Raw genomic sequence first — 19861 nt, 5'->3', positions numbered from 1 at the left:
TTCTTCGCGCCTACTTGCCGCAGTCGGGTGTGTTGGGAATGACGATGCGGTTGGTCCGCTTGCTCGGGTCCGCAGCCATCGCGTGTCTGGAGGCCTCGTCCGAATGGTAGGGCGAGAAGGCGAACCCCTTGTCGCTGGTCGCCTCGATGGCGATGCTGTGCGGTCTGGTGTCGGTCGGGCTGTGGTACAGGGGTGTGACCTTGTAGGTCACGACATGGCCGTCGTTGACCGCCATGGCCACCTGGCGTTCGTAGTGGTACATGACGGGGTGGTTCGCTCGGCGATGTACCGCCATGAAGTTCGCGAGGTCTTTGTTCGATCCGCCGAGCGAGGCCGCGAGGAGGTGGGTGCGTCGGAGCCCGATCCCGTCCTTCCAACCTGGGATGGTGCCGGCATCCACCTGTGGGCCCGTCCTCTGGCCCAGCATGTCCTTGTGGACCTCCGCGACGACACCCTCGGGTCGCCCCTTGTAGCCGGTCTTGTGGGTGACACGACCGCCCCACGTAGGGTCGATGGGGTTGCCGCCCTTCCAACCGGGCAGGTCGCGATACTTGGTTCCCAGACCCAACGGGTCCGACCACGCCAGCGGATTCGACACATACGCGCCCGGATTCGGCGCCGGCTCCAGCCCCAGCGGGTCCGGCGTGGTGTACCGCGCCGTAGCCGGGTCGTAGTGCCGGAAGAAGTTGTAGTGCCACCCCGTCTCCGCGTCCGCGTACTGGCCCGGGAAGCGCAGCGGGCAGTCGATCGTGGCCGAGGGGCCGTCCGGCAGGGGCTCGCCCCACAGCGTCGTGCGTTGCTGCCAGGCGATCTCACCGTCGGGGGAGACCAGCTCCGTCGGCGTGCCCACAGGGTCGGTGAGGATCGCGTGGAATCCATCGCCGGCTGTGAGTTGGGCCAGCGGAACAGAGGTTTCCGGGAGGTATTCGAAGGTGACCGTGCGGCCGGTCTCGTCCGTCTGCTCGGTGAGTGTCGCGTTGAACCACGTGAAGGTGAGGCGCTCCGTCACCTCGCCGGATTTGTCGACGCGGTATTTGGTGATGCGTCGGCCCGCCGCGTCGTATTCGTACCGCCATACCGCACCGTCAGGCGTGATCGTTTCGGCCAGTTGGTCCTGAGCGTTCCAGCGGTAGTGACGGACCCGGCGGCCGCCTGACAGCAGGCGGGTGGTCGTGCGGATGACGCGGCCGTGGGCGTCGTACTTGTAGCGGGTGCGGCCGGCGCGGTGGAGGAGCGTGCCGGTGAAGACGTGATCCGTGTCCTCCGGGGTCTCGGTGAGGGGCGTTTCGGCGTGGGTGAGGTTGCCGAGAGAGTCGTAGGCGTAGCGCTCGGTCCAGTTGCGGGCCGTGAGCGATGAGACGCGCCCACTTGCGGTGAGGTCCAGGCGGCGGGCGCCCGTGGACAGGTCGTCGATCTCGGTGAGGAAGTCGTCGGCCCGGTACGTGTACGTGCGGAGTTGGAGGGGGCGGGTGGTCCCGTCCTGCGTCAGTTGTTGGGCGGTCAGGCGGTTCGTGCCGTCCCAGGTCTGGTGCAGCTTTACGCCCGGGCCCAGTGTTCGGCTCGTCTCGCGGCCTGTGGCGTCGAAGCCGAACGCGATGCGGTGACCGGCCATTTCGAATGCAGTCGGCAGGCCGGTCGGGTCGTAGGTGAAGGACGAGACGGCGCCGGTGGGGGTGGTCCGACGGATCGGGCGGCCCATCGCGTCGTAATCCACCAGTACCGTACGGCCGTTGACCGTCTCGGACAGCATGCGGCCTGTCGCGTCGTACTCGCGGTGCAGGTCGGACGCTGCATTGCGGGCTTGGACCAGATTGCCCGCGATGTCGTACTCGTAGGTGGTGACCTCGTCGTTTTCGGCGGACGAGGTGAGGCGGCCCAGCTCGTCCCGCGTGAACGTCAGTGTCTCGCCGGCCGAGTTGGTGCGGGCGACGATGTTGCCCATCGCGTCGTACTCGTAGCGGATCGTCCTGCCGTCGAAGTCCGTCTCGTCGAGTAGGCGGCCCGCTGGGTCGTATGTGTACGTCCATTCGTTGCCCGCCGGGTTCACCACCCGCACCAGGCGGCGTTCCGTGTCGTGCTCGAAGGCGTAGTTCGCGCTGTCCGCGTCCGTCGTGCCCGTCAGTAGGTCGAACTGGCCGGGGGACTGCGCGACCGAACGACCTCCGGGGTCCGTGTAGCCGACCGGGTTGCACTCGGCGTCGAACGCCCACGACTCGCGGCGACCGTCGGACCGCTCCACCCACGAGACGAGGCCCTCAACGGTCCAGCCGACGTGGATCGTGTTGCCGAGGGCGTCCGTCGCCTCGGCGATGTGGCCGAAGGCGTTGCGTACGGCCGTCGTCGTCGACCCGTTCGCGTCCGTCACCTCGAGCAGCAGGCCCGCCGTGTCCGTGGTGCAGTGCTGGACCGCACCGAGCGGATTGGTGACCGTCTCCACGTCGCCGTACTCGTCATAGGTGTACGACGTACGGGCGCCCAACGGGTCGATCGTCGCCAGGAGGTTGCCTCGGTCGTCGTACTCGCTGCGCCACACCGCACCCGAGGCCTCGGTCAACTCCACTGGCAGGCCCAGGTCGTTGTAGGCAACTCGGTTGACCGAGCCGGTGGGGTCCTCCACGGCGACGACACTTCCGTGGGCGTCGTAGGTGTAGCGCGTGGTGTGGCCGAGGGGATCCCTTACGGCGACGAGGTGCTGGTTGTCGGTGTCCCAGTCCTGGTGCGTGGTGTTGCCGAGTGGGTCGGTCTCCCGGATCAGGCGGTAGGCGTCGTTGTGTTCGCAGACCGTCGTGTGACCGAGGGAGTCCGTGTAGTGCGTGGTGCGGCCGTCCTCCGAGTAGGCGAACGTCGAGGACATCAGGCCGTTCTCGCCGCCGGTTCGGATCACGCGGCCCGCGGTGTCGTACTCGTACTCGAAGCGGTTGCCGTTGCGGTCCGTCCATGACGTCATCCGGTGTTCGGCGTCGTAGGTGTGGCGGAGCGGCAGACCGGAGGAGTTGAAGACTTCGGCCAGGTCGCCGTGTTCGTCGTAGCCGAAGTGGGCGAGCGGCGTCGTGGTGCCGGGGCCCTCGGTGTCGAGGAGGTGGTAGCCGGTGATGCGGGGGAGGGTGGGGTGGTGGTCGACGGCTATGCGGTAGCCGCCGTGGTGGGTGACGAGGATGGGAAGGGCGCGGTCGGTGTCGTACTCGATCTCGATCGCGCGGCCGTTGCGGTCCTCGATGCGCACCAGGCGCAAGGTGATCGCGCCGGGGCGGTGGGGGAGGGGGCGGGCCTGGTCGAAGGTGAGGACGGTGCCGTTGTCCCCGATGCGCATCGGGGTGTTGGGCTCGCCGCTCCAAGTGAGAGGAAGGCGGGGCCCCGTGAGGGGGTACGTGGGGCCCTCTGCGGTCGGTGGCGGGTATGCGAGCAGCATGCCGTCGGACGACACGAACTCCACACCGTCTGCGTCCAGTTCGAGGTGTTGGTCGAGGACCGAGGCCCACGAGGAGCCGAAGAAAACACCGCGGGTGTAGCTGGAGAGGTGGGTGCGGGTGAGGGTGAGAGGGAGCGCGCCAGGGAGGGTTACGTCGGTGGTGGGCAGGACCATCTCGCCGGTAGCGACGTCCACGGGGTCGTTCTTGCAGTGGCGGGAGCCGAAGGTGCGGGCCCACAGGGAGCGGAGGCGGTCGAGGGGTTTGCCGGCAGCTGTCGCGGCTGTTGCCGCCGCGTCGGTTCCGCCGTGGCCGGTGTGTGGTTCGTGAGCGTGGCCCTTGGGGAGGTGGCCGGCCTCCTGGGCGAGGCGTTCGTCGGTCTTGCGGGCCTCGCGGACGACGGTGTGGAGGTGGTCGGCGACGCGGTGGTGGCTCTTGGCGAGGGCCTTGGGTATGTGTTCGCCGATGTGGCCGATGATCTCGACCACCGGTTTGACGAGTTTCTGGACTATCTCGCTCACGCCTGCCGCGTCATCCCGTCTTGAAGGTGAGGTGCCCGGTGTGGTGGCGAAAGGAGCGGCCGCCGTCGAGGTTGGCCTTCGACTCGCCCTTGATCGTGCCGGCATGGCCGAGGATGCCGTCGTAGTCGAGCTTCATCTTGGGGGCCGGGCCGCCGAGGGCCTCGTGGGTGATCTCGGCGAACAGCAGCTTCTCGACGGAGCGGTCGATCTTCTCCTTGATCGGCCCGGTGATCTTGCCGGCGAGGATCGAGACGACCTCGCGCTCGAAGTTCTGCATGATGCCGTTCATCAGGCGCTGTTGGATCTCGATCTGGGCAGCGGCCGCGAGGTCGGAAAGGCCCAGGGTGACCGCGCTGGCGGCGATGTCCATGCCCAACTCGCCAGCGGCGATTCCGAGTTGGACGATGCATTTGTCCTTCATCACCTCGACGCCGATGGCGGCGTCGTCCAGAGCGGTGGCCAGCATGCGGCAGGCCTCGATGAGCTCCTTCATGTGCTTGCTGGACTGGCCGGCCCACGCCTCGGCGAGGGCGGTGTAGGACTGGGAGGCGTAGACCTCTTGGAGGTCACCGGTCACGATCTTGTGGCTGCGGTCGTGGGACCGTTCTGCGTCGTGTGCGTACTTGCGCAGGTGACGGGCGGCCTCGCGGAGTTGGTCCTCGTCGATCTCGGGCCAGTCGAAGCCGAGGACGTTGATCACCTCGGCGAGCCAGTGCGGCAGGTTGATCGCCATTTTGTCGTTACCCCCGTGCGACCGCGACTCCCGTGCGTTCGTCCGTCGCCCGCGTCAACTCATGTGACCTGACACGGTCATGACGGACGATCATAAGTTCGAGGTGGAAAAAGGCAGGTCAAAGGCGCCCCAAGAGCCGGTTGTCGATATCTCAAGGCTCTCTTGGGTCCGGCGAATCGCGTGGTCCGCTCTAGACACTCCCTTTGCACCCCGTTGGTTGCAGCCGCGAAAACCCTCGACGGACAGTAACCATGGCTGCTCTGTGCCCTGCGGGACTGAAGTGGCGGTCGGACGAGAAGCACGTACACGGGGGTCGGAGTGGCGGATCACGTCAAGGTGTCCACAACCGAGCTGAAAGAGATCAGCCGGTCGGTGGGCAAGCTCAAGTCGCACTTCGAGCATGCCAGGGATCTTGTCGACTCCTACGACGCCGAGATGGGGTCCGGCGACGTCGCCGGCGCGCTCGACGACTTCGCGGACGACTGGAAGAAGAAGCGCAAGGAGCTCTGCGACGGGCTGGAGTTCCTCGGGAAGACCGCCGGTGCGGCGGCCAAGGCGTACGACGGTCTTGACCAGCATCTCGCCGACGCGCTGCTGAAGGCCCAGTCGGGGGACGGTGGCAAGGGCAAGTGAGTGACGACTTCTCCGGCGTCGACTGGCAGACGGCGCGCTACGACGACAAGGCGTTCACGCCCGGTGATCCGTACGAGGTGGCCCGGCTCGGCAAGCGCATCTCCGACACCGCCAAGCTGATCGAGGAGCAGGCGGGGAAGTTGAACAACCTCGTCGACGGGAACGGGTGGGACTCAGACGCCGGGCGGGTGTTCCAGGACAAGACCCATGACACCGTCGGGCTGCTCACCAAGACGCACCAGCGGTACGCGGCCGCCGCCACCGCCCTCGGCTCCTCCGTTCCGTACGGGCCCGTGTCCGACGAGGCGCGGGAGAACTGGGCCACCGCCCTCAACCACGCGCAGAACCTGGTGCGTACGGCGCTCACGAAGGCCAAGAGCGCCGACGGGGACGGCAGTCGCTATCAGAAGCAGATCGATCACCATCCCGGGCCCGACGAGCACCCCGACAAGCAGAAGCTGAAGCGGCAGAAGGACGCCGCGGACGGGGAGCTCGAGGCCGCCAAGAAGGATCTGCGGCATGCGCTGGACTACCGGGACACCCAGGCCGGGTACGCCGCCAAGGCCATCCGTGACGCCATCGACCATGACGGTCTGAAGGATCCCAAGCATCACTGGTGGGACAACTGGAAGGACTGGGTTGCGACGATCGGGCACTGGGCGGGGGCGATCGCCGGTGTGCTCTGTCTTCTGGCGCTCGTATTCAGCTGGGTTCCCATCCTCGGTGAGGTGCTCGGCGCACTGGCCCTGATCGCCTCCGTGGTCGCGCTGGTCTGCGACACCATTTCCGCACTGGACGGCAAGGGCACGTGGCTGGACGTCGCCATCGACGTGGTCGGTGTGCTGTCCTTCGGTGCCGGGCGGATCCTGGGGACGACGGCCAAGGAGGCCGCCGTCGCGGCGCGCGGATCGTCGGCTCTGAAGGAGTTCCTCGCGCTGCGCGAGGTGGGCGCGAGCGAGGAACTGGCCAGCGGATTGGCCGAGGACCTCACGGGAGTCAGAGCGGGCAAGATCGGCGAGGCCCTGGCGAAGGGTCCGGACAGGCTCCTGCCGAGTATGAAGTCGATCGTCAAGGAGTCTCTCAACTTCAAGGCGTACGCCAACGACGTTGTCACAGCTGTGAAGGATTTCAGGGCGGGGGCCGGAGGGGACGGAATCCTCGCCGAGGAGCTGCCCAAGTGGGGTTCCCTCGCCGATTCCGTGTTCAAGGGCAAGGCCTACTCGGCCGGCGGTCTCTACCTCGCGAGCCAGGTGGCGCCGCTCGCCGCGGGCATCGCGAACCTCACGCCCGCGGCGGGTTGGGAACCCAGCAGCATTGAGCGCAATGCGTTCGACGGGCTCAAGCATGTTCCCGGACTCGGTGCGAACGGGATTCCCTTCTACAACTGGCACTGGACTCCTGCCGGAGGCTGAAGGCACCTGCTGAAGCCGGACCATCGCGAGGCCCGCAAGGGCGAGGAGAGAACGAGGAAAGTGGCACCTGGAGACGGTCGGACCGTCGACGAACAGTTCGCCCGACTGCCGAAGAGCACGCGCCGCGCGCTTGAGCAGAAGGGGCTGGGCCTGCCGAAACTGCGCGAGATCGCCCTGGAGGACAACGGCGGGCGAATCGTGCAGCACATCCTCTCGGAATACTCCGTCTCCTCAAGCCGGTGGGATTTCGACGGTGATCGCTGGACCGAGGAGAGCAGGACAGTGTGGCCCTGGCTTCGGCTGCTCCTGGTGGCCGTCGTCGGTGTGGTCCTCTGCCTGCTGTCCACGTATGTCCTCGACTCCTCGGCGCTGTTCGTCGGCGCGGCCTGTGGGCTGGCCGTCGCCTGGGCGGGGTTCAAGACCCGCAGATCCGTCGGAGGGCTCGCCGTGTGCGGCGTCGTCGCGGCCGCTTACGTCGTCCTGATCTGGATGGGCTCGTACGCCGCTGACGAGTGGTATCTGCATCTGCGCGGTCAGGAAGCCACGGTCACGTATGCGACGCCCGTGAATCATGGGTCGCACGGGATTCGCACTCTGTACTGCCGCGTCAAGCTCCCGGACGGATCGGTCCGTCAGGTGTTCCACAACGACAAGCGGTGTACGGACGCGTCGGTGGTCGGCACGAAGACGCGCGCGGTGATCGATCCGTCGGACCACTATCGGCCGGTCCTCGGGGGCAGGTCCGACATCGGCGGCACCGTCGATGGATACGTCTGTCTCGGTGCCGCCGTCCTACTCGTCCTCGCTCCGCTGACTGCTGCGGTCATGAGCCGGGCGAACGAGGCGCGGGGCAGACGAGGCGGCCGGTCGGACGGAACGGCGGCGTGACGGAGGACGAACGCACCGTCGACGAGTTGTTCGCGGAGCTGCCGGAGAAATGGCAACGGACCTTGGAAGAGGTCGGCTTGGGGCTGCCGGAGTTGCGCCGTATGGCCGCCGACGACGGCGATACGCGACGGGTGCGCACCATCCTGGCCGACCTGACCGCCGACTCCCGTCCGCGACGGTTCGGTGGCAAGGGGCCACTTCGGTTGCTCGTCGGGCGGCCATGGCTGCGATTGCTGCTGGCCGCCCTCACCGGATTCGTCGTCTGCGAGCTGTCCAACCTCGTGCTGGGCGAGTTCTCTCTGCTGCTCGGAACCCTGGTCGGGGTGGGCGTCGTCATGGCCGCCCAAGATGCCGGGAATTCGCGCCGTGAACTGGTCCTGCCGTGGTTCACGGCGGTGGCGTACTTCGTCCTGATCTTCGTCGCGTCCCGCGCCACCCAGGAGTGGTACCTGCAACTGCGCGGAGTGGAGCAGACGGTCACCCTCGCCGCTCCCAGCCGGCCGTTGTCCCACGGGATCCGTGAGACGTACTGCAGGGTCCGGTTGGCGGACGGTTCCGTCCACCAGGTGTTCAGCAACAGGGAGAAATGCGCCGACCGAATGCGAACAGGGGACAGGGCCACGGCTGTTGTCGATCCGTCCGGCTTCTACGGCCCCTTCCTCGGAGCGAAGCCCGACATCGACGACACCGTCGAAACCGCAGTGTCCCTGAGCGCGGCGGCCGTGATGGTCCTGGCCCCACTGGGCGTCATGGCCCTGGGGCGGCTGCGGCGGGCCCGGGCCTGGGCGACGGAAGGAGCGGTGGCATGACCAAGGAGACGAAGACGAACACCGACGCGACCATGAATGCGGTGACGGCAACCAGCGACCCCAGCCCCGGTGGCCGCCCCGCACGCCCCTCCGACTACCGCCTGGCCTTCCCCGAAGGCTGGGAACGCATTGTCCTCGACCCCGACCGCTGGCCCCACCGCATCGACAAGCTGGTCAACCGCGGTCTGCGGCGTACCAAGGCCACCCCGCAGTTGAAGGCGGCGCTTGCCGAGCGGATGAAGGCGCAGGCCGAGGCGGCGCATGCGAACGGTGGCGTGGAGATGTATCTCGTCAATCAACTCATCGGGCAGGTCCCGGTCTCCGCAGGTCTCGTCGTCACCGTGCTGAAGCCACAGTCCGGCACCGCCGTCGGAGACCTCGCCGACATCGCCATGTCCCTCGCCGCACGCACCGCCCCCGACGACGAGGTCACCACGACCGACCTTCCCGCCGGCCCCGCCGTGCGCCACCTCTACCGTCGGCGCCCCGAGCCCGACGACCCGGACGGCAACAAGCTCACCGTTACGCACCTGGACGTCTACCTCGCCGTCCCGCACGCCGACCAGCGCCTGCTCCTGTCCTTCTCCACCCCCATGGAGCCCTTGGCCGAAGCCCTGGTCGGTCTCTTCGACTCCATCGCCCGCACCCTGCAATGGATGGCCTGATGCCCGCCTTCTCCTCGTCGACCGTGCGCATGAAGGCACCCGACGACGCCGTCCCCCTGCCCGTGCGCGAAATGGTCGACCTGGCCTCCTGGGCCATGGACTCGGCCAGGCTGCGCGCGGGTGCCGACAGGGACGAGCAGTTGGTCGAGGCGCTGGCCGAGGAGCTGCGGCTGGCCGCCGAGGACGCGCGCACCCGGGGCCCGATCACCGCCCTGTCGTACGTCCCCGAGCCCCGGCTCGGCGAGCTCGCCCGCATCGAGCTGTCGGCCCTGGTCGCCGACGACACGTACCCGACGATGACCGTTGAGCTCCTGCACCGCTATCTCGCCGCCCCCACGGCCGTCTCCTACCGCCCGCCCGAGGCCGAACTGCGCACCCTGCCTGTTGGACCGGCGGTCCGCGTCCGGCACGCGTTCGTGCAGGACGCCGACCGGGACGGGACCGGCACGGTCATGGAGACCTGTGCCTACGGCATCGTCCCCGACGACAAGTGGGGCCTGGTGCTGCTCACTTCATGGCAGGCGCAGGCCCACAGCGACAGTCTGTGCGAGCTGACGGACCGCCTCGCGCAGACGGTCGCCGTCAGCTGAGCGAGCGCGTGAAGTCGCCGAGGTTCACGCGTTCCGCGAGGGATCCGTTCGGTCCGTAGGACCCGAATCCCGTTGCCGCCCACACGCTCCGCTGCGCCGGGATCTCGAAGTAGGGCACGGTCCGGCCGTCCGGGGCGGTGTCCGTGAGGACATCCGGGGCGCGGCGGTCGGCGAGGGCGGTCGCGCACTCGGGGCACGTGGCGACCCGGAGGCGGTCGCGGCGGCCGAGGGGGCGCCAAGTGGTGCGGGTGGTGCGGGTGGTGGACCGGCCATGGAGAGGGTTGAAGAAGCAGAGGGGGAGAGGGGCGGCGCCGGACAGGGCGTCCTCGCCTTCTGCCACCAGGGCCAGGACGCCCGCCAGGTCCGGTACGCCCCGCGCCGCGTCGAGGACCGTACCGGCAGCGGCGTAGGCGTCAAGGGCCTGCTGGAGGCCGGGAGTTCGGTCCGGGGAGGCCTCCTGGGTTGCCTCGCCGAGAGCCAGAACCTCCGTCTCCGCCCGGCGGCGCAGCTCTGCCTCGTCGGCCGCACGGGCCGTGGCGAACACCAGTTGGGGGACGCCGGCGGCGGCCGTACGAGATCTGCGGCGGAACGCCAGGCGGCCGCCGGTAAGGACGAGGGCGGCAAACGCCGGTACGGCGATCAGCAGCCACAGCCACGAAATCGACCCGCCCGACGACGACTTGGCCGCGTGATCCGACTCCGACGACGAGGAGTCGCGCAGGTCCTTCGTCGCCTCCTCGTACACCCGAGTACCGTCGCCCTCCGCCACCAGTCCCACGGCCTTCGCCGTCAGGTCGGCGAGGCCCGCCTCGCGTGTCTCGTCCAGGAAGGCGGTCGCGGCGACGGCGTCCTCGGTCTGGTGGGTGTCGCTCGGCCACTCGTAGCCGTTCAGGGTGTCGGGAAAGTCGCCGTCCGCGGTGATGAGGATGAGCTGGTGCTGGGGGAGGCGGTCGTGGACGACGTCCGCGAGGACGTCCGAGTCGCCGTCGAAGCCGTCGCCCTTGGTGAGGGGCGTGAGGACGACCTTGATGGGAAGGCCCGTCTTCTTGATCTGGGCGGCCAGTTGCCGCTGTTGGGACGGCGGTACGGCGGTGGCGTACGCGTCGTCGACGTAGACGGGGGAGGTGTGCAGGGCGTCGGCGATGCGTTCGCCGGCGCTCGGCGTGTGGTCCGACGCCCGCGCGGTGGCCGCGGGCACGACCGCCAGCAGGGCCGCCGCGAGGACGGCGATCAGCCGCTTCACATCACTGGACACCGGCGGTCTCCCTCACCTTGTCGATCAGCCTGGGAATTCCATTGGGTACGGCGGTCAGCGGGCCGTCCGTCTCGATGTACGGCACCCGTCCGTCGGCGCCCGCCGGGGCCGGCAGGGTCATCAACAGGGTGTGGACGGTGGCCGGTTCGACGATGGCCGTGTTGCGGCAGCTCTCGCAGACGGGGAGCAGCCGGCGGCGCCGCCCCTCGGCGGACACGCGGACGTGGTGACGGCTCACCGCGGGGCCGTGCAGTGGGTTCACGCCGCAGCACAGGTCGTTGACCTCGCCCCGGAGCGCTGCGCGGCCCGCGCGGGACAGGACGACGACCGCGACCAGCGTCTCGGGTCCGGGACCGGGGCTGTCGAGGGCGTCGATGTCGCCGTCGACCAGGAGCATCGCGGCGTCGAAGCAGTCCCAGGCGCGGACCTGGGGGAGGAGACCAGAGGGACCGGAGGGCGGTTGCTCGTGCGTGGATTCCCCGGATTCCCCGGATTCCCCGGAATCTCCGGATTCCCCGGAATCTCCGGAATCTCCGGAGCCCGCAGAGCCCCTGAAGTCCTCGGCCAATGCGCTGAGTTCCGTGTGGGCCGTGCGTCGCAGGTACGACGGTGACGGATCGGTGGGCGCCGTGAAGGGCAGGGTGGAGGTCGGCAGCGGGGCCGGGTTGCGGCGGCGCAGCACCTTGCCGACGATGCCCAGCACGCCGGCCGTGAGGGCGAGGGCGAAGAGTGCGGTGAGGGCGCCCATGAGCAGGCCCGGCCGGAAGTCCCCCGAGAACAGGGGGCGCAGGACGTGGCTGTCGACGGGCTCGGGGGTGGCGGGGTAGTCGGCCGCCGTGTTCGGCTCGTCGCTGCGCGGAACCTTGTCCAGGTACGTCATCAGGGCGTCGAGACGGTCGCCGAGCGCGTGGTCGTCGGCCTCGTGCGCCTGGTCGTCGCCGGATCCGATGGATTCGGGGAGGCCGAGGTCGAGGCCGACGCTGTCCAGTCGGAGGCCGTAGTTGAGGACTTCGATGTAGCCACCGAGGGGGTCGGCGACGACGTACAGGCCGTCCTTGCCCAGCTTCCTGTGCACGGTCGCGGTGAACACGTCGTACTGGCCCGCGGATTCGTCCTCGGTGAGCTGCGGGACCAGCAGGACGTACACCGGGCCGCCGCCGTCCGAGCGGGCGAACGCGCGGATACGGTCGTGGAGTCGGGACAGCTGGGCGGCGCTCAGGACGCGCGCGCTCTCCGGGTCGACGTACACGGAATCGCGCTTCAGGCCCTCCGTCACGCGGTGAACGCGGGCGGTGAGGTCGGCGGCGGTGGGTGGGGGAGCGGCGCTCGACCTGGTCTGGTCGAAGACGAGGGAGGCCGTGAGGGCGATGGCGGCCGCGCCGGCCAGGGCGGCGGCAGGGACGAGCCCGCGCCCGAGCCGGTGGCGGATGCCGGGCCCCGGCTTCCCGGACTCCGGCTTCCCGGACTCCGGCTTCCTCCCGGAATCCAGCTTTGCCGACCCCGGCTTACCGGGCTTCGCCCCAGGCCTACCGGGCTTCGCCCCCGGCAACCGGCGGCGCCACCGTCGTACATAAGGAACCAGCAGCAGAATCAACGCCGGTACGGCGGTGAGCAGGACGCCCGTGAGGAACGACTGGTTGTCGCGGTCGCTCGGGCCGAGGTACAGGGCGGCGGGGTCCTCGTCGCCGTACCGCTCGCGTGCGCTCGCCGCCCGCTGGGCGGCCTTCTCGCTGCCCTGCGCGACGACGTCCACGAAGCGCTCGAAGCTGCGCAAGGGGCCTGCGTCGTAGGGGAGTTCGTAGAGCGCGACGGTCGCCGCGTCGGCGGCGGGGGCGTGCACGCCGTAAGCCGTGGCGTCGCTGACACCCGAAGCGTCGATCAGCACGTAGAGGCCGTCCCGGCCCAGCCGGTCGTGGACGGCGCCGAGCAGGCCCTTGCCGGTGCCGCTCGGGCCGGGGAGGACGAGGACGTACGTCGGCACACCGGTGCGCTTGGCCAGCCTGGCGAACGCCGGAGCCGTGGAGTGCGGTATCTCACGCGGGAGTTGGTCGGTGACGTAGACCGGATCGGCGCGGAGGCGGGCGGCGAGGTAGGCGGCCTGGGCGACGGGCTCGGCGGCGTGGGCGGCCGGCGTGGCGGTTGCGAACAGGGCGGCGAGGGCGGTGAGGGTGAGAAGCAGACGGGCGGCGCCGTACGTTCGCCGACGGGTCGCGTGCGCCTCGGCCGTTGCAGTCACTGACGTCTCCCCCGATACCCGTCCTGTGTCCTTGCGGCACTCTACTGGCGGCTTCGCTAGTGCGAAACGGCGGCCCGGGGTTCCGGCTCCGGTTCCGGCAGGTCGGGCAGGGCCGTCAGGCGAGTGACCGGTCGCGTGCCGTCGAGCGAGGTCAAACGGCACCTTCGTCCAGCAACTTCCGCAGCACAGGCGACAGTTCGGGTACCCGAGCCCCGGCCGACTGTGCCGCCGCCACAGTCCTGACGTACGCCTGCGCCTCCGCCCGCAACCGTGTTCTCTCCTTGCCCTGGCGGCTGCCCGCCAGCCAGACGAGGATCGCGAGCGGGACGAGGACGAGGGCGCCGTAGCCGATCGGGGCGTCCGACGTGGCCGCCCAGATCGCGCCCCCGGCACCGGCCATCACCAGCAGACAGCCCGTCTCGTCGTGCCAGCCGCCGGCGTCGGCCATGGACTCGTAGGCCGTGACGGCGGGGGGCTTGGACGGGACGGGGGCGGTGCGGGCGGCCGCGGCAGCCGGCTGCTCCTGCGCGGCCTGCGTGAACAGCGGCTCCACCTTCGGATACGCCGGGACTGGCGCCGCTCCCTTGCCGCCCCCGGACGTCCGTCCCTCCAGCCAGGCCGGTACGTGCGTCACCGGGACCCCGTGGGCCCGGGCCACGCCCAGCACCTCGCGGTAGCCGACGAGCGTCCCGTGCAGCAACTCGCGCTTCCAGCGGGCGTGGACGAGGGTGAGGCAGGCGATGCCGAGGACGAGGAGCGCGGCCGGCGGGGCGAAGGCCAGGGCCGGCTTTCCGGAGGGCGCGGACAGGGTCGGCGCCATGCACAGCCAGACCACGCCGACCGTCAGGGCCAGTGCGCCCCACCACGCCAGCGGACCGCGCCGCTCCAGCACCCGACGGCGTTCGCCCAGCAGCACGGTCACCGCGGCGTCGTCCGTGAAGTCCACGCCGCAGCGCGCACCGATCGCACGCACCGCCTCCAGCGCCCGCCCGTCGGAGGCCAGCGCCGCCCCGCTCACCGGAAGAAGTCCCGCCCGGTTCCCCGGACTCCCCGTCCCCGTCACTCCAGCAACCCCGTCTCCGTGTCCGACCGCTCCGCGGCGAGCAAAGATCATGGCACGGCGGTTCCAAGCCTTCGTGAGCGAATCGTGCAGGCATCATGGGCGCCGCGTGAGGAACGCCCCGGTAAGGGCAGGATGTCGACGGGGGGACGGATTCGCTCCCGCACAGGTGGCGGACCTGTCGCGGCCTCGGTGCAACTGGGAAACCTGCACTTCAAGTTGCAGGTGAATAACGGTGCGGGCCGTGCGGTCCACGAGGCAGGACGCGCCTTGAGGGGCTTATGTGCGGCTGATACGGTGCCATGGCTTGACACTCACCCCAGCGATGGCTATTCGCCCAGGTCGGGCGGTACGTCCGGCGCGTCCCGGACGTCTGCGTACGGGCGGGCCCGGGTGAAGTGTCCAGATTTATAAAGAATTTGGCATACGTGGCAGACAATTTCTTGGGTGTACGGGGAGCGGTTGCGTGAAGATCCAAGAGCGTTCGGGGACGGCTCACGGTCGTTCTGCGGCTCCGGCTCAGCCGTCGGTCGGTGACCGGCTTCCCACTCCGCCTCGCGAGCGCAAACCCGCGCTGGCCGCGCTGGCGGTGCTGTTGATCCTGGTTGGTGCGCTGGGCGCGACGATGCTCGTGCTGCAGGCCGGCGACCGGATCGAGGTCGTCAAGGTGACCGCGGACATTCCCGCGGGCGGATCGGTCAGCGACAGCAACGTGACGTCGGTGATGGTCGCCAAGGACAGCGGCATCCACTACGTCGAGTGGTCGCAGCTGAGCGCCCTGAAGAAGCTGAAGGCCGTCAACGCCATCCCGGCCGGGGTCGTACCCGTCGGTGAGATGTTCGGTGACGAGGCCGGTGTCGCCGCGGGCAAGGCCACCGTCGGTCTTTCCCTCAAGGCGGGCCAGTACCCGACCGGACTGAAGGCCGGCGACACCGTCGCCGCGTACCGCGTCGGCGACGACACCGGATCCGGCTCGAACTCCGGCTCCAGCGGCAGTTCGTCCTCGAGCTCCGGCGGCAGCAACACGCTGATCGCGGAACAGGCGCGGGTCACCTTCGTACAGGAGACGCAGAGCGACTCCCTCGTCAGCAGCACGAACCTCCCGGTCACGCTCACCGTCGACAGCGACAAGGCCGCCGCCCTCGCCCAGGCCGCGTCCAACAGCCAAGTGGCTCTCGTGCTCGTCTCCAGCAAGTAGAAGGCGGCTGACGCAAACCATGGCCCTCATCGCCCTCGCCGCCGACAAGGGTTCCCCCGGCGTCACCACCGCGGCCGTCGCCCTCGCGGCGGTCTGGCCGCGTCGTGTCCTGCTCGCCGAGACCGACCCGGCGGGCGGCGACCTGGTGTACCGCAGCGCCGCCGCGCACGGCGGACCGCTCAACCCCAACACCGGCATGCTGTCCATCGCGGCCACCGCCCGCCGCGGCCTGGTCCCGGACCAACTCTGGGACCACGTACAGCCGTTGAGCGGCGGCCTCGAAGTCCTCGTCGGACTCGGGAACGCCGAGCAGGCCGCCGGTCTCGCCGGGCTCTGGCCGACCCTCGGGCACGCCTTCTCCTCGCTCGCCGACTCCCCGAACGCGCCCGCCGACGTCATCGCCGACTGCGGACGCATCAGTGGGGAGACGCCTGCCGTCGACCTCTTCCCGCACGCCGCGCTCGTGCTGCTGATCAGCCGCACCGAGCCGGAGGCCATCGCGCGCGTCCGTGACCGTGCGACCGCCCTCTCCAACAAGCTGCACGGCGGTCCGCGCGGTGCCGCCGGCCTCGGGAACCCCATGATCGGCGTCGTCCTGATCGCCGACACGAACAACGCCGCCAAGCTCGCCGGCCAGGTCAACGACATGCTGGTGCACGCCCAGACGGGCGCCCGCGTGGTCGGCACCATCGCCGACGACCCCGCCGGCGCCGACCAGTTGGCCGGACGCAAGCGCGGCCGCCTCGACAAGTCGCTGCTCATCCGCTCGGCCCGCAAGGTCACCGCGGACCTGTACCAGCAGTACGGCGCGGCCTGGTCCGTACCGACGCACGGTCAGGTCAGCGGGCACGCGGGGGCCGGCGCATGACCGCTGTCGACCACCAGTTGGTCAAGCGGTTCCGGCAGGACGCCGGTGACCGCATCGCCGAGCAGCGCCGCCTCGACCAGGCGAGCAACGTCACGCCGATGTCCACCGAGGACGAACGGCAGTACGCCCGTGCGGTGATAGCCCAGATCCTGGAGGAGTACGCCCGGACGGAGATCAACGCCGGCCGTACCCCCCTCGACGCCGAGACCGAGGAGCAGTACGCGGCCGCCGTGCACGCGGCCCTCTTCGGCGTCGGCCGGCTGCAGCCGCTGCTCGACAACCCCGAAGTCGAGAACATCGACATCAACGGCTCCGACCAGGTGTTCGTCGGGTATGCCGACGGCCGTGAGGTCACGGGCGATCCCGTCGCCGAGACGGACGAGGAGCTCATCGAGCTCATCCAGGTGCTCGGCGCCTACTCGGGCCTTTCCTCCCGGCCCTTCGACTCCGCCAACCCGCAGCTCGACCTGCGGCTGCCCGACGGTTCGCGTCTGTCGGCCGTCATGGACGTGACGCGGCGCCCGGCGCTCTCCATCCGTCGCGCCCGCATGGGCAAGGTCTTCATCTCCGACCTCGTCGGCAACGGCACCATCGCCCCCGAGGTCGCGCACTTCCTGGCCTGCGCGGTCCGTGCCCGTAAGAACATCATGATCGCGGGAGCCACCAACGCCGGTAAGACGACGCTGCTGAGGGCCCTCGCCAACGAGATCCCGCCGCACGAGCGTCTCATCACCGTGGAGCGTGCGCTGGAGCTCGGGCTCGACACCTTCCCCGATCTCCACCCCAACGTGGTGGCGTTCGAGGAGCGGCTGCCCAACTCCGAGGGCCAGGGCATGATTTCGATGGCCGAGCTGGTGCGCCGTTCGCTCCGTATGAACCCCTCCCGCGTCATCGTCGGTGAGGTCCTCGGCGACGAGATCGTGACCATGCTGAACGCGATGTCGCAGGGCAACGACGGATCGCTGTCCACCATCCACGCGAACAGCTCCAGCGAGGTCTTCAACCGTATTTCCACATACGCGTTGCAGGCGCGTGAGCGGCTGCCCATCGAGGCCAGTCAGATGCTGATCGCGGGTGCGGTGAACTTCGTCGTCTTCATCCAGCGGCGCAACAACTTCCAGACCGGCGGCCGCCTCCAGCGCATGGTCACCTCGGTTCGCGAGGTCAACGGCGTCGACGGCCGCGTGCTGTCCAGCGAGGTGTTCGCCGAGACTCCCGACGGGCGGATCGTGCCGCACGCACCCATCGCATGCCTGGAGGACCTGATGGCTCAGGGCTACCGGCCGACCGGAACGTGGGGGTGACATGACGTACGAGGCTCTCGGCTCGCTCGGTTCGATGGGCGGCCTTTTCTCCACCACTGTCCTGTACTCGATCGGCAGCGGCGTCGCCGTCGGCGGCGGACTCGCGCTGTTCATGGTCGCCGTACGCGGACTGCCCGTGAAGCCCGACCACGAGAAGCAGAAGGCCGCCGAGCGGGCGGGCGAGCTGATCCGGTTCGCCGGTCAGCGCGGCTCGCTGGCGGCCATCGTCGGCCTCGTCGTACTGCTCTTGACCCGCTGGGCAGTTGCCGGAATCGCCGCCGGCATCCTCGTCTTCTTCTGGGACCGCCTCTTCGGCGGTGCCGGGGAGGAAAAGGCCGGCATGCGCCGCGTGGAGGCCCTGGCCTCCTGGACGGAGTCGCTGCGCGACACGATCGCCGGAGCGGTGGGCCTGGAGCAGGCCATCCCGGCGTCGGCGCGTGCCTCCGCCCCGGTCCTGCGGCCCCATCTGGACGCCCTGGTCGACCGCCTGCGCTCCCGCACCCCGCTTCCCGAGGCGCTCCAGCAACTCGCCGACGAGATCAACGACGCGTCCGCCGACATCATCGTGGCGGCGCTCATCCTCAACGCCCGCCTGCGCGGCCCCGGTCTGCGACAGGTCCTGGGCGCGCTCGCCAAGTCGGCACGAGAGGAGGTGGACATGCGCCAGCGCGTGATGGCCCAGCGAGCCTCCACCCGGCGCTCGGTCCAGATCGTCGTGGCGGTCTCGATCGCCTTCGTCCTCGGCCTGTCCATCTTCAACCGCGACTTCGTGGCGCCGTACGGAACGGCCGTCGGCCAGCTCGTCCTGGCCATCGTCTGCGGCCTGTTCGCGCTGGGCTTCTGGTGGCTGCGCAAGCTGTCCACCATCGAGACGCCCGAACGCTTCCTGGTGCGCGACGAGTCGTCGGTCCAGTTCGTCCGGCCCCGGACGCCGGGCCAGCAGCCGTTGCACTCGCAGTCCGAAGAGGGGGTACGACGGTGAACCTGACGATGCCGATCGTCGTCGGCGCGGTCATCGGCCTGGGCATCTACGCCCTCGTACGCGCCCTCATGCCGTCGAAGCGCAGCGCGGTCTCGCAGGTCGCGCGGATCGACGCGATGCGGGCGCGCGGTGCGGCCTACGGGGCGGCGCGCACGACGGTGGAGAAGGGCCGGCTCGGCTCCCTGCGGGCCGAAGTCGGCGAGCGGGTCGCCGAGTTCTACCTGCAGCAGGGCTGGGAGCAGCGTTCGCTGCGCGCGGACCTGGCGGTGCTGGACCGCAGCTGGGAGAAGTTCCTGGCGACGAAGGTGCTGCTGAGCGTGGCGGGCCTGTTCTTCGGCCCGTTCCTGTTCGCGGTGGTGTGGACGCTGGGGGTCGGCAGCAGCCCGATCATCCCGGTCTGGCTGGCGCTGGCGTTCGCGCTCGTCTTCTTCCTCCTGCCCGACTTCGAGGTACGGCGGGACGCGGCCGAGAAGCGGCGCGACCTGCGGCGCGTGATCGGCGCGTACCTGGACCTGGTGTCGATGAGCCTGGCGGGCGGCCGCGGTCTGCCGGAGGCGCTCATGGCCGCCGCCGAGGTGTCGGACGGATGGGCCACGCAGCGCATCCGCAACGTGCTGGCCGACGCCCGCATCACCGGCATCAGCCAGTGGCAGGCACTGGGACAGCTGGGCGAGGACATCGGCGTCGAGGAACTGAAGGACCTGTCGGCCTCCCTGGCCCTGGTCGCGGACGACGGCGCCAAGGTCCGCGAGTCCCTCGCCTCCCGCGCCGAGACCATGCGGCACCGCGAACTCGCCGAGATCGAGGGCAGCGCGGGCGAGAAGTCCCAGTCCATGCTCGTGGCCCAGCTGCTGCTGTGTGCCGGCTTCCTGGTGTTCCTGATCTTTCCGGCGGCGATGCGGGTGTTCCAGGTGTCATGACGCGCGCTTGAGCTCCCACACGGCCGGCCCCCAGTGACAACGAGCGACGAACAGCGACAACGAGCCAGCGAACTGCTCCTGAGAGGACAACTCACCATGATGGGACGGAACTTCAACACCGGCATCCCGGCGATGGACTTCCTGGTCACCTTCCTGCAGGGCCGCGTGCAGCGGGCCCGCTCCGGCGAACTGGACCGCGGTGCCTCCGCGGTCGAGTGGGTCATCATCTCCGCGGTCGTCGTGGCGATCGTCGGCGTGGTGGCCGCGATCATCAACACCGCGCTGAGCGACGGTGCGAAGAAGGTCCAGAACTGCATCAACGGTGCCAAGGCGAGCGGAACCTGCTGACCAGGCCGACGGCACGCACAACGGGGTTGACG

Annotated in this window: 17 protein-coding genes; 12 read left to right on the top strand and 5 right to left on the bottom strand. The window is 69.5% G+C overall.

The annotated features are described in order from the left end of the window. Nucleotides 1-10: 10 nt before the first annotated feature. On the bottom strand, nt 11-3928 hold the full coding sequence (locus OG303_RS21995) for a DUF6531 domain-containing protein (RefSeq protein ID WP_405870259.1): 3918 nt from the start codon (nt 3926-3928) through the stop codon (nt 11-13). Between the two features lie 10 nt (nt 3929-3938). After that, entirely contained in the window at nt 3939-4661 is a 723-nt protein-coding gene (locus OG303_RS21990) for a hypothetical protein (RefSeq protein WP_405870257.1), read from the bottom strand. A gap of 336 nt (nt 4662-4997) precedes the next feature. On the opposite strand from OG303_RS21990, the gene OG303_RS21985 reads away from it, so the two are divergent. From OG303_RS21985 to OG303_RS21960, 6 genes are read left to right on the top strand one after another with little or no spacing between them, the layout of a single operon-like run. Continuing rightward, entirely contained in the window at nt 4998-5294 is a 297-nt protein-coding gene (locus OG303_RS21985) for a hypothetical protein (RefSeq protein ID WP_405870256.1), read from the top strand. Further along, nucleotides 5291-6706 (top strand): hypothetical protein, encoded by a 1416-nt coding sequence (locus OG303_RS21980; protein WP_405870255.1) that lies wholly within the window; start codon nt 5291-5293, stop codon nt 6704-6706. Before OG303_RS21985 ends, OG303_RS21980 begins: the two co-directional genes overlap by 4 nt. 60 nt (nt 6707-6766) lie before the next feature. Further along, nucleotides 6767-7594: a hypothetical protein gene (locus OG303_RS21975; protein WP_405870253.1), complete on the top strand. Its 828-nt coding sequence runs from the start codon at nt 6767-6769 to the stop codon at nt 7592-7594. Then, on the top strand, nt 7591-8403 hold the full coding sequence (locus OG303_RS21970; protein ID WP_405870252.1) for a hypothetical protein: 813 nt from the start codon (nt 7591-7593) through the stop codon (nt 8401-8403). The genes OG303_RS21975 and OG303_RS21970 overlap by 4 nt, the downstream gene beginning before the upstream one ends. Next, nucleotides 8400-9068 carry a hypothetical protein gene (locus OG303_RS21965; protein WP_405870250.1) on the top strand — a complete coding sequence of 223 codons (669 nt, stop codon included), beginning with the start codon at nt 8400-8402 and terminating at the stop codon, nt 9066-9068. The genes OG303_RS21970 and OG303_RS21965 overlap by 4 nt, the downstream gene beginning before the upstream one ends. Further along, a complete protein-coding gene (locus OG303_RS21960; protein ID WP_405870249.1) occupies nt 9068-9658 on the top strand; it encodes a hypothetical protein in 591 nt (196 codons plus the stop codon). The genes OG303_RS21965 and OG303_RS21960 overlap by 1 nt, the downstream gene beginning before the upstream one ends. Here OG303_RS21960 and OG303_RS21955 read toward each other — a convergent pair. The 3 genes from OG303_RS21955 to OG303_RS21945 all read right to left on the bottom strand — a co-directional run bounded on the left by OG303_RS21955 (nt 9651) and on the right by OG303_RS21945 (nt 14167). Continuing rightward, nucleotides 9651-10913: a hypothetical protein gene (locus OG303_RS21955; RefSeq protein ID WP_405870248.1), complete on the bottom strand. Its 1263-nt coding sequence runs from the start codon at nt 10911-10913 to the stop codon at nt 9651-9653. The two genes, OG303_RS21960 and OG303_RS21955, sit on opposite strands and share 8 nt — an antisense overlap. Beyond that, nucleotides 10903-13149, bottom strand: a complete 2247-nt coding sequence (locus tag OG303_RS21950; RefSeq protein WP_405870247.1) for a hypothetical protein — start codon at nt 13147-13149, stop codon at nt 10903-10905. The genes OG303_RS21955 and OG303_RS21950 overlap by 11 nt, the downstream gene beginning before the upstream one ends. A gap of 151 nt (nt 13150-13300) precedes the next feature. Then, nucleotides 13301-14167: a hypothetical protein gene (locus tag OG303_RS21945; RefSeq protein WP_405870246.1), complete on the bottom strand. Its 867-nt coding sequence runs from the start codon at nt 14165-14167 to the stop codon at nt 13301-13303. Between the two features lie 508 nt (nt 14168-14675). On the opposite strand from OG303_RS21945, the gene OG303_RS21940 reads away from it, so the two are divergent. The 6 genes from OG303_RS21940 to OG303_RS21915 all read left to right on the top strand — a co-directional run bounded on the left by OG303_RS21940 (nt 14676) and on the right by OG303_RS21915 (nt 19829). Continuing rightward, the gene (locus OG303_RS21940) at nt 14676-15407 is read left to right on the top strand and encodes a hypothetical protein (protein ID WP_405870244.1); all 732 of its coding nucleotides are present in this window, start codon (nt 14676-14678) and stop codon (nt 15405-15407) included. Nucleotides 15408-15426: 19 nt separating this feature from the next. Beyond that, nucleotides 15427-16275 carry a hypothetical protein gene (locus OG303_RS21935; protein ID WP_405870243.1) on the top strand — a complete coding sequence of 283 codons (849 nt, stop codon included), beginning with the start codon at nt 15427-15429 and terminating at the stop codon, nt 16273-16275. Further along, nucleotides 16272-17579 (top strand): CpaF family protein, encoded by a 1308-nt coding sequence (locus tag OG303_RS21930; protein ID WP_405870242.1) that lies wholly within the window; start codon nt 16272-16274, stop codon nt 17577-17579. Before OG303_RS21935 ends, OG303_RS21930 begins: the two co-directional genes overlap by 4 nt. A gap of 34 nt (nt 17580-17613) precedes the next feature. Then, nucleotides 17614-18561, top strand: a complete 948-nt coding sequence (locus OG303_RS21925; protein WP_405877412.1) for a type II secretion system F family protein — start codon at nt 17614-17616, stop codon at nt 18559-18561. Next, the gene (locus tag OG303_RS21920; RefSeq protein ID WP_405870240.1) at nt 18558-19481 is read left to right on the top strand and encodes a type II secretion system F family protein; all 924 of its coding nucleotides are present in this window, start codon (nt 18558-18560) and stop codon (nt 19479-19481) included. Before OG303_RS21925 ends, OG303_RS21920 begins: the two co-directional genes overlap by 4 nt. A gap of 96 nt (nt 19482-19577) precedes the next feature. Then, nucleotides 19578-19829 (top strand): hypothetical protein, encoded by a 252-nt coding sequence (locus OG303_RS21915; protein ID WP_405870238.1) that lies wholly within the window; start codon nt 19578-19580, stop codon nt 19827-19829. The last annotated feature ends 32 nt before the right edge of the window (nt 19830-19861 follow it).

The sequence above is a fragment of the Streptomyces sp. NBC_00005 genome (genome assembly GCF_045160215.1).
GTDB lineage: Bacteria > Actinomycetota > Actinomycetes > Streptomycetales > Streptomycetaceae > Streptomyces.
The sequence above is the reverse complement of the archived record's forward strand: the minus strand, read 5'-3'. Positions and strand labels throughout refer to the sequence as shown.